This window comes from Amaricoccus sp. (genome assembly GCF_036846665.1).
Taxonomy (GTDB): domain Bacteria; phylum Pseudomonadota; class Alphaproteobacteria; order Rhodobacterales; family Rhodobacteraceae; genus Amaricoccus.
In genome coordinates this window covers 1-10200 of the sequence record NZ_DAIUBO010000136.1, presented here as the reverse complement: position 1 = coordinate 10200, position 10200 = coordinate 1, and the positions used below count along the sequence as shown (strand labels likewise).

Below are 10200 nucleotides of genomic sequence, written 5' to 3'. Positions count from 1 at the left end.
CGTGCTGCGCGCCGAGAAGGGCTACATCATCGTCGGCCAGGACACCGACGGCACGCTGACCCCCGACGACGCCGGGCTCACCTGGGCGATCGGCAAGGCCAAGCCCGACTTCGTCGGCAAGCGCTCGCTGACCCGCCCCGACATGGTCGCGAAGGGCCGCAAGCAGCTCGTCGGCCTGCTGACCGACGACCCCAAGGTCGTGCTGCAGGAGGGCGCCCAGATCGTCGCCGACCCGGCCCAGCCGAAGCCGATGACCATGATCGGCCACGTCACCTCCTCCTACTGGAGCGATGCGCTCGGCCGGTCGATCGCCATGGCCGTCGTCGTCGACGGCCGGGATCGGGACGGCCAGACCCTGCATGTCCCGATGCCCGACGGCACGATCACCGCGAAGGTGGTGAAGGGCACGGTGTTCCTCGACCCCGAGAACGCCCGGATCAGCGTGTGAGATGGAGAGAACCTTGAACGCCATGACGTCCACCGCCTCCGCCGGCGTGACCATCGCCGAGCTGCCGCCGACAACGCGGATCGCGCTCCGCATCGCGGACCCTGCCGGCATCGGTTTTGGGCTACCGACCACGGTCGGCGCCCGCAGCGCCGAGGGCGCCCGCACAGCCCTCTGCCTGGGCCCCGACGAATGGCTTCTCGAGGCGCCCGAGGCCGAGCGCGACGCGCTCCTCGCCAGTCTGAGCGGCATCGCGGCGCCGCACAGCGCCGTCGAGGTCTCGGACCGCGAGATCACCTATGCGCTCGAAGGCCCGGCCGTGCTCGACCTGCTCGCCACCGGCTGCCCGCGCGATCTCGCACGGATGCCGGTCGGCTCCGGCGCCCGCACCGTCTTCGACACCGCCCAGGTTGTCCTCGTCCGCGAGGCTGACGACCGCTTCCACCTGACCGTGTGGCGCTCCTTCGCCCCCCACGTCCGTGCCCTCCTCGACATCGCCGAGCGCGAGCTCGCCGCCGGCCTCTGAGACAAGGACCCCAGCTATGCTCGACACCGTCGCCTCCCGCCTTTCCGACGAGGCCGTCGCCGCCGCCATCGGCCGCGAGCTCGGCCGCCAGCAGCACCAGATCGAGCTGATCGCCTCGGAGAACATCGTCTCCCGCGACGTGCTGATGGCCCAGGGCTCGGTGCTGACCAACAAGTACGCCGAAGGCTACCCCGGCAAGCGCTACTATGGCGGATGCGAGTTCGTCGACGAGGTCGAGACCCTCGCCATCGAGCGGGTGAAGCGGCTCTTCGGTGCGGCCTACGCCAACGTCCAGCCGCACTCGGGCGCGCAGGCGAACCAGGCCGTCTTCCTGGCGCTGCTCCAGCCCGGCGACCGCATCATGGGCATGAACCTCGCGCATGGCGGACACCTGACCCACGGCTCGCCGGTGACGATGTCGGGCAAGTGGTTCGACGTGGTGAGCTACGAGGTCCGCGAGGACAACCAGCGCATCGACATGGAGGCAGTGCGCGCCCGGGCTCTGGAGACGAAGCCGAAGCTGATCATCGCCGGCGCCTCGGCCTACCCGCGCGAGATCGACTTCGCCGGCTTCCGCGCCATCGCCGACGAGGTCGGCGCCTACCTGATGGTCGACATGGCGCACTACGCCGGCCTCGTCGCCGCCGGCCTCTACCCGAACCCGGTGCCGCACGCCCACGTCACCACCTCGACCACCCACAAGACCCTGCGCGGCCCGCGCGGCGGGATCATCCTGACCAACGACGAGGATCTCGCGAAGAAGCTCAACTCGGCGGTCTTCCCCGGCAACCAGGGCGGGCCCTTGATGCACGTCATCGCCGCCAAGGCCGTCGCCTTCGGCGAGGCGCTGCAGCCATCGTTCAGGGACTACGCCGCCCGCGTCATCGCCAACGCCCGCACGCTGGCCGACACGCTGCAGAAGGGCGGCCTCGACATCGTCTCGGGCGGCACCGACTGCCACATGGTACTCGTCGACCTGCGCCCGAAGGGCGTGAAGGGCCGCGACGCCGAGCGGGCGCTGGAGCGCGCCGGGCTCACCTGCAACAAGAACGCCATCCCCTTCGATCCGGAAAAGCCCTTCGTCACCTCCGGTGTCCGCCTCGGCACCTCCGCAGGCACCACGCGCGGCTTCGGCGAGGCCGAGTTCGCCAAGGTGGGCGAGCTCGTGCTCAAGGTCGTCGATGCCCTCGCCGCCGCCGGCGCCGAGGGGGACCCCAAGGTCGAGGCCGGCGTGCTGGCGGAGGTACGCAAGCTAACCGACGCCTATCCGATCTACGAGGAGTAAGGCTCGATCGACCCCCCGCGCGGGCGCGTCGCCCGCGCGGGGCAAACCTTCACCGCGAGATGCGCGACGGGGCCGTCGGTCCACGTCGCGCCAGGGGCAACGATGTTCCTCAGCGTCTTCGACATCTTCAAGATCGGCGTCGGCCCCTCTTCGTCGCACACCATGGGTCCGATGCTGGCCGCCGCGCGCTTCCTGGATGCGCTGCGCGACGGGTCCGACCGCGTGCCCGGCGCGGGGGCGCCAGCCCGGCTCGAGGCGACGCTCCATGGCAGCCTCGCCTTTACCGGCAAGGGGCACGCCACCGACCGGGCCGTGATCCTCGGCCTGCTCGGCTTCGTCCCCGACACCCTCGACCCAGACGAAGCCGAACGCCGCCTGAGCGCTCTCCGCGAGACCGGGACCATCGACGCCTCCGGCATCGGCCCCCTGGCTTTGGATCCGGAGAAGGGCGTCGTCTTCGACTATGGCCCGCCGCTCCCCGGCCACGCCAACGGCATGGTGCTGCGCGCCTTCGACGCCGCCGGCAACCTGTACCTGACCGAGACCTACTACTCGATCGGCGGCGGCTTCGTGCTGACCGAGCGCCAGTTGAAGACGGAGGCCATGAAGGGCGACGACGCCAAGGTCGACCGCCCCCACCCCTTCGCCACCGCCGCCGAGATGCTCGCCATGGGCGGCGCCTCCGGCCTCTCCATCGCCGCAATGAAGCGCGCCAACGAGATCGCCGGCGGCGCCGGCCAGCTCGACGCCGGCCTCGACCGGCTCTGGTCGGTGATGAACGCCTGCATCGACCGCGGCCTCGCCACCGACGGCACCCTGCCGGGCGGCCTCGCGGTTCGCCGACGTGCCCGCGCCATCCACCAGGCGCTGCTCGCAGAGCGTGGCAACAACATCGCCCAGCCGCACACCGTCAACGACTGGCTCTCGGTCTACGCGATGGCCGTCAACGAGGAAAACGCCGCCGGCAGCCAGGTCGTCACCGCGCCGACGAACGGCGCTGCCGGGGTCGTACCCGCGGTGATCCGCTACTACCGCGACCACTGCGTCGGCGCGACCCACAAGGGCATCCGCGACTTCCTGCTGACAGCGGCCGCGGTCGGCGGCATCATCAAGACCAACGCCTCGATCTCCGGTGCCGAGGTCGGCTGCCAGGGCGAGGTCGGCTCCGCCGCCGCCATGGCCGCCGCAGGCCTCTGCGCCGCCCTCGGCGGCACCAACGCCCAGGTCGAGAACGCCGCCGAGATAGCCCTCGAGCATCACCTCGGCATGACCTGCGATCCGGTGAAGGGCCTCGTGCAGGTGCCCTGCATCGAGAGGAACGGCCTCGGCGCCATCAAGGCGGTCGCCGCCGCCTCGCTCGCGCTCCGCGGCGACGGCACCCACGTGGTGCCCCTCGACGCCTGCATCGAGACGATGCGCCAGACCGGTCGCGACATGAGCGTCAAATACAAGGAGACCTCGACCGGCGGTCTCGCTGTCAACCTCCCAGAGTGCTGAAGGCGGCGGGAGGCGAGCTGTCCCGAAGCATCCGTCGTCCTGTCGCAAATGTCCTATGGCGCAGGAGGGTCATCGGATACGACGACCAAAGCGAAGAATTCCCAATCCAGGCAATCGCGGGATGCGGAATGGAGAGCGCATCTTTGAAACCGCACGAGTGCCTTGCCTGAATTCACGCCTCGCGGTCGCGCTGCCAGAGTGGGGCAACGCGCGATCCGGCGCAGACGCCACCAAAACCGGACCCCTGCAAACCCGACCGGCGGTTTCGCCGTCACCCTCCCGGAGTGCTGAAGAAATGTCGGAAACGTCCTTCATCCTGACCCTGACCAGCGACCCGCTGCCTGGGATCATCGCCGCCGTCTCGACCGCCGTCGCCGACCTCGGCGGCAACATCACGGAGACCAACCAGCACTGGGACCGGCCGGCCAACCGCTTCTTCCTGCGCGTCGCCTTTGTCGGCCCCCAGGGCCTGACCGCGCCGGCGGTCGAGCAGGCGCTCGCGCCCACCGCCGAGCAGCTCGGCCTGGACCTCAATGTCGTGGACGCAGCAAGCCCGCCGAAGATCATTGCCATGGTCTCGAAGTTCGACCATGCGCTCCTGCACCTGCTCTACCAGATCCGCGTCGGCTGGCTCCGCGCCGAGGTCGTCGCAATCGTCTCGAACCACGAGGACGCCCGCCGGATCGCCGACCACGAGGGCATCCGCTTCGTCCACCTGCCGGTGACGCCCGAGACCAAGCCCCATCAGGAGGCAGCGCTCCTCGAGCTCGTCGCGGAGACCGAAGCCGAGCTCGTCATCCTGGCCCGCTACATGCAGGTCCTCTCCGACGACCTCACCCGCAAGCTCTCCGGCCGGGCGATCAACATCCACCATTCGTTCCTCCCGGCGTTCAAGGGTGCGAACCCCTACAAGCAGGCCTACACCCGCGGCGTGAAGCTGATCGGCGCCACCAGCCACTACGTGACCGCCGACCTCGACGAGGGACCGATCATCGAGCAGGACGTCGCCCGCGTCAGCCACGCCGACACGGGCGACGACCTCGTTGCCATCGGCCGCGACACCGAGTCCCGGGTGCTCGCCCGCGCGGTGAAGAGCCATCTCGAGCGCCGGGTCCTGCTCTGCGGCAGCCGCACGGTCGTCTTCACGAAGTAGGCAGCGCCAGGTAGCGAAGGGAGCCACCCATGGCCGACGTCGAACGCGAGTCGATGGAGTACGACGTTGTCATCGTCGGAGCCGGCCCCGCCGGCCTCGCCGCCGCAATCCGGCTGAAACAGCTCGACCCTGATCTCTCGGTCGTCGTGCTGGAGAAGGGCTCCGAGGTCGGCGCCCATATTCTCTCGGGCGCCGTGCTCGACCCCTGCGGTCTCGATGCTCTGGTCCCGGATTGGCGAGAGAAGGGCGCGCCGCTGACGACGCCGGTGACCGAGGACCGCTTCTACCTGCTTGGTCAGGCCGGACAGATGCGCATTCCGAACTGGCCGATGCCGAGGCTCATGTCGAACCACGGCAACTACATTGCCGCCATGGGCAACGTCTGCCGCTGGATGGCCGAGCAGGCCGAGGGCCTCGGCATCGAGATCTTCCCCGGCATGGCTGCCTCCGCCCTCGTGTTCGACGGCGACCGCGTGGCCGGCGTCGTCGCCGGCGAGTTCGGTCTCGACAAGGACCGCACGCCCGGCCCCTCCTACGAGCCCGGGATGGAGCTCCGGGGCAAGTACGTCCTGATCGGCGAGGGTGTCCGCGGCAGCCTCGCGAAGCAGCTCATCGCGAAATACGGGCTCTCGGAGGGCCGCGAGCCGCAGAAGTATGGGCTCGGCATGAAGGAGCTCTGGGAGGTTCACCCGGAGAACCACAAGCTCGGCCAGGTCACCCACACCATGGGCTGGCCGCTCGGCTCCAACGCGGGCGGTGGCTCATTCATATACCACCTCGAGAACAACCAGGTCTACGTCGGCTTCGTCGTCCACCTGAACTACGAGAACCCCTGGCTCTATCCCTACATGGAGTTCCAGCGCTTCAAGCACCACCCGCTGATCGCCGAGGTGCTCAAGGGCGGCAAGCGCGTCGCCTATGGCGCCCGGGCCATCTCGGAGGGCGGCTGGCAGTCGGTGCCGAAGCTTGTCTTCCCAGGCGGCGCCCTGATCGGGGACTCGGCAGGGTTCGTCAACGTGCCGCGCATCAAGGGCAACCACAACGCCATGCTCTCGGGCAAGGCTGCCGCCGAGGCCGCCTGCGTTGCGATCGGCGCCGGCCGCGGGGGCGACGAGCTGACCGCCTATGCGGACGCGGTCGAGGCCGGCCCGATCGCCGCCGACCTGAGGCCGGTCCGCAATGTCAAGCCGATTTGGTCGAAATGGGGATTGTTTCCTTCACTGGCCTTCGGCGGTCTCGACATGTGGATCAACAGCCTTGCCGGCAATCGCTCGCCATTCGGGACGCTGAAGCACGGCAAGACCGATGCGGAGGCGACCGGCCACGCGGACCGATTCGCGCCGATCGACTACCCGAAGCCCGACGGCATCCTCAGCTTCGACCGGCTGACCAACGTAGCCTTCTCGTTCACCAATCACGCCGAGGAGCAGCCGGCACATCTGACGCTTACGAACTCTGAAGTACCGATCGACATCACCCTCCCGCGGTTCGCCGAACCGGCGCAGCGCTACTGCCCCGCCGGGGTCTATGAGGTCGTCCGCGACGACGATGGCTCGAACCCACGGTTCGTGATCAATTTCCAGAACTGCGTCCACTGCAAGACCTGCGATATCAAGGACCCCTTGCAGAACATTGTCTGGACGACGCCGCAAGGCGGAGACGGGCCGAACTATCCCAACATGTGAGGCTTGGGTGACCCGCCTTGCCGTCTGGATCGGGAACCTGCTGGCCAGGAAGCCGTTCCGGCTCGTCTCGGTCGCGCTCGCCAACGGGCGCGCTTCACTCGAGCAGCGATCCCTCGATGCTCTCCCCGGTCATGCGCTTGTAGAGATGCTCGTTCCAATAGGGTGTCCAGCAGACCAAGGCCTTGCCCGTGCCGGTGAAGACCCGCAGGCGGCTCTGTCCCGATATCAGGTTGCGCGGGAAACGCGCCGAACGCTGCGACGAGAAGCGCAGCCCGTCGGTCCGCCCAAGAACCAGTCGCCCCTGCACGCGCAGCTCGCCATCCACCTCGACGGTCTCCACCGGCCCCGGGGCGTTGATCGCCGCCCGCCCACCCCCCGCCATGGTGGTCTTCCAGGCGAAGAAGCCGTCGCCGGCCCAGAGACCCGCCCAGAAGGGCTCGCGATGCATGCCGAGTTCGATCGACCCTTCGCTCGCGAGATACACCTTCGGCTCCAGGATCCAGCGCTCGCCCGGAGCCACGTCCAGAACGTGATAGCCGCCGAGCGAGGGCTGCAGCAGGATCGACCCGGTGCCGTCGTAGTAAGGCCGGATCACCGCTTCGCTCGTGAACATCGAGCGGAACAGATCCCGGAACCGCGGCAGCCGCGGGGTCAGGCGGATGTCGCCCCGCAGGTTCGACATCGCGCCCCGGCGCGCACGCACCGTCTCGCCTGAGATGTCGACCCGGACCTGCCGCATGCCCTCCACTTCGCGGATCGTGAAATCGGCCATCTCGCGCCCTCAGCCCAGAGGCTCGTCCCAGACCATCGAGCGCTCCCAGAGAAGGCGCAACGGTTCGGGCTGAAGACCGGATTCACCTTGCAGCGGTCTGTCGAGCGTGACGATCACGAAGAGAATGACACCGAGAAAGAACGTGGTGATCGTTCCGAGCACGAATTGCTGCAGGGGACGCATCTTGAGGAGGACGAGCAGCAGGACGTTTACGACCGCACCGACCAGAACCGCATACCAGAGCACCGCCGGGATCTCGGTGATGACGCCGCTCAGCCGCTACTGGCGCGCCCGGGCGAAGTCCTGGAAGCCACCGAGCACCTCCGCATGCAGGATCTCCTGCCCGCGCGACCTAGGCTCGAAGCCGGCGAGCTTCTGGCGCATCGCATCGGTCCGGTTGAAACCGCCGTTCAGCAGATCGCCTTTGCGATGCGCAGGGAAATCCTCGTAAATCGTGAAGAGCACGTAATCGCGCATCATCGCCTTCATGTCGGTGCGCAGAGGTTCGGGATAGGAGTTCATGTCCGCATAGAGCGCGCCGAGCGCTGTGGCCTCGGCCATGATGCCTGCCTTCACGCGCTCGTTGTTCTGATAGGCCGCGACGGTCAGAAGGCCGAGCAGGAGACCGTAGAACAGGCTGAACCCCGCGGTCGCCTGTCCGATGGTCTGGTTGAAGTCCGGCCCGGTTCCCATGAGCAGCCGCAGCAGCGGCTTCACCACGAGCAGGCCGACCACCATCATCGCCACCGCGAAGAGCGAGAAATAGATCGCGAGGCTGCGCGTCGGAATGTCGTAGATGAAATCCGGCATCCGCCCCTCGGCATCCGCTGCCAACACACGCCCCCAGACGACAGTGACGTCGAATGCCGCACCGGGCAACGGAAATATTTCGCTTGGCCGCCGCGCGCCGCAGTGGTCTATTTGCGAGAAGACGCGTGCCCGGCCCGAGGAGACGGCATGTTTCGCATTCCTGCATCGGTCCTCGCCATCGCGCTCCCGGTGCTCCCGGCGGCGGCGCAGGACCTGGAATTCTTCACCATCGGATCGGGCGACGTGACCGGCGGCTATTATTCCGTTGCGAACGCGATCTGCGACGTCGTGAACCGCGCCGACCGCGGTCGGTTGCGCTGCAGCCCCGAACCGACGGCGGGATCGATCTACAATCTCGGCGCATTGCGTGACCGGCAGATCGAATTCGCCATGGTCCAGTCGGACTGGCAGGGTCAGGCACTCGCCGGCACCGGACCCTATGCCGAAATCGGCCCGATGTCCGACCTTCGCAGCGTCATGAGCCTCTACCCGGAAACCCTGACACTTCTGGTCAGGGCCGATGCCGGGATCGGCGGGCTCGACGATCTGATGGGGAAACGGGTCGATATCGGGCATCCCGCATCCGGACGCCGGGCGACGATCGACTGGCTGATGCGTGCCCTCGAAACCGATCCGACCGACTTCGCCGAAATCGACGAGCTTCCCACGGGCAATGCCCTCGATGCCCTCTGCCAAGGCTCCATCGACGCGACCCTGCTGATCGTCGGCCACCCAAACTCCGCAATCAGGCGTTCGCTGGCAGATTGCGACACGGCGATCGTCCACTTCTCCGGGCCGGCGATCGACGCCGTGATCGCCGAGAGCGACTATTTCGAACCGGCGGTGATACCGGCCGGGACCTATCCGGGGCTGGACTCCGACGTTGCGAGCTTCGCCGTGACGGCGACCGTTGTGACCCTCGCCGACCAGAACCCGGACCTGGTCTCCGAACTGGTATCGCGCACGCTCGAGCACCTGCCCGCCCTTGGCCAGCGGGCACCGGTGCTCGCCGGACTCGATGCAACGCATATGCGGACAATCGGTCTCACCGCCCCGCTCCACCCAGGCGCGGAGGCGGCCTTTTCCGTCCCGAGGGGCGAGTGACTACGCGAAATTCGAGCGGAAGACTCATCGCTTGGTTGGCATTGTTGCACGGAAGCGGCTGAAAAGAGCGGAATCCTCTGGGTTGAGGATTGAGATGCATGTGTGGACGCCCCCTCTGGCAATGGCTTTCTGTCTTCCGCGCGGATCGGTTGCTTTCATGTGTCCGGCCTTTTTATGCGGCGCTGTCTTGGCCGCTGGCCCTGATGGAAATCCGCCGGCGAGTTCCCTGATCGAACTGGCGCGCCCGAGTGGCGCGGTGAATCAGACGCGCTCCTCTCGCCGTTGGCTCGATCGTTGCGCATCAAGAACTGCCTTTGCCATTCCGTGGGCCCGGTCGCGACCTCAGGCGGCGAGGGCGGGTCGGTAGGTGTCGCCTCGCGCCGCGGTCACCCTGTCTGGAGATGCCGCCGGTTGACTGCTGCTGTGGCGTCAGCCCGAGCCAGGCGGCGAACTGCCGGCCGGACCGGAACCGCTCAGCGGCTCATCCTGACGGCTCGCAGCGGATCCTCGCGAGGATCGGCCCCCGGGAGCGCCGGCGCGGGCGAGGCGGCACCCTCCGCCGGCGGCAGCCAGTCGGCGGCGAACCACCCTTCCCCGGCACGGCGTATCTCGCCACGGTCGGACAAGGCCGCAAGCGCCGCGAGCAGGAGGCCGCGTCGCTGTGCAGGCCGCTGCTGCGCAGGCGCCAGAGGAGCTGGTCGTCCGTGCTCCCTCTCGGGAACAGCTCCATGAGCTCGGAGATCGCGCGTTCGAGCAAGGGTCAGCGCCCGGCGGCGCGCAAGCGCCGAGCGCCCTACGATCCGCCCCCGCCGCTGCCCGCCAGAGCCGTGCCGAGAATAGACAAGCGCCCGCCCCGTCACGCCAAAGGCGCGCCTCCGGCACGACGCGGGCGCTTCGCTTCCGCCCGGGCCGGGCGCTGCCCT

The 10200-nt window shown here is 68.2% G+C and carries 8 protein-coding genes and 2 pseudogenes; 7 read left to right on the top strand and 3 right to left on the bottom strand.

Annotated features, from left to right (window positions below; genetic code table 11):
* From V7050_RS13395 to V7050_RS13370, 6 genes are all read left to right on the top strand, one after another.
* A partial coding sequence (locus tag V7050_RS13395; protein ID WP_324410664.1) for a glycine cleavage T C-terminal barrel domain-containing protein occupies nt 1-448 on the top strand: 448 nt, incomplete at its 5' end.
* Nucleotides 449-470: 22 nt separating this feature from the next.
* Entirely contained in the window at nt 471-971 is a 501-nt protein-coding gene (locus tag V7050_RS13390) for a sarcosine oxidase subunit gamma (protein ID WP_324368866.1), read from the top strand.
* 16 nt (nt 972-987) lie between these two features.
* Entirely contained in the window at nt 988-2256 is a 1269-nt protein-coding gene (gene glyA, locus V7050_RS13385) for a serine hydroxymethyltransferase (protein WP_324368862.1), read from the top strand.
* A 102-nt stretch (nt 2257-2358) separates the two neighbouring features.
* Nucleotides 2359-3753 carry an L-serine ammonia-lyase gene (locus V7050_RS13380; protein WP_324368861.1) on the top strand — a complete coding sequence of 465 codons (1395 nt, stop codon included), beginning with the start codon at nt 2359-2361 and terminating at the stop codon, nt 3751-3753.
* A gap of 295 nt (nt 3754-4048) precedes the next feature.
* Nucleotides 4049-4906 carry a formyltetrahydrofolate deformylase gene (gene purU, locus V7050_RS13375; RefSeq protein WP_324410662.1) on the top strand — a complete coding sequence of 286 codons (858 nt, stop codon included), beginning with the start codon at nt 4049-4051 and terminating at the stop codon, nt 4904-4906.
* 29 nt (nt 4907-4935) lie between these two features.
* Nucleotides 4936-6591 carry an electron transfer flavoprotein-ubiquinone oxidoreductase gene (locus tag V7050_RS13370; protein ID WP_324368857.1) on the top strand — a complete coding sequence of 552 codons (1656 nt, stop codon included), beginning with the start codon at nt 4936-4938 and terminating at the stop codon, nt 6589-6591.
* A 94-nt stretch (nt 6592-6685) separates the two neighbouring features.
* Here the strand turns inward: V7050_RS13370 and V7050_RS13365 are convergent, their stop codons facing one another.
* Complete coding sequence (locus V7050_RS13365) at nt 6686-7363, bottom strand: AIM24 family protein (protein WP_324368855.1); 678 nt, start codon at nt 7361-7363, stop codon at nt 6686-6688.
* 9 nt (nt 7364-7372) lie between these two features.
* Nucleotides 7373-8101 (bottom strand): annotated as a pseudogene (locus V7050_RS21065) (bestrophin-like domain).
* A gap of 219 nt (nt 8102-8320) precedes the next feature.
* Here V7050_RS21065 and V7050_RS13350 point away from each other — a divergent pair.
* Nucleotides 8321-9277 (top strand): TAXI family TRAP transporter solute-binding subunit, encoded by a 957-nt coding sequence (locus V7050_RS13350; RefSeq protein ID WP_324368849.1) that lies wholly within the window; start codon nt 8321-8323, stop codon nt 9275-9277.
* 364 nt (nt 9278-9641) lie between these two features.
* Here V7050_RS13350 and V7050_RS13345 read toward each other — a convergent pair.
* Nucleotides 9642-9752, bottom strand: a pseudogene (locus tag V7050_RS13345) (transposase); the annotation flags it as partial.
* Nucleotides 9753-10200 lie beyond the last annotated feature (448 nt).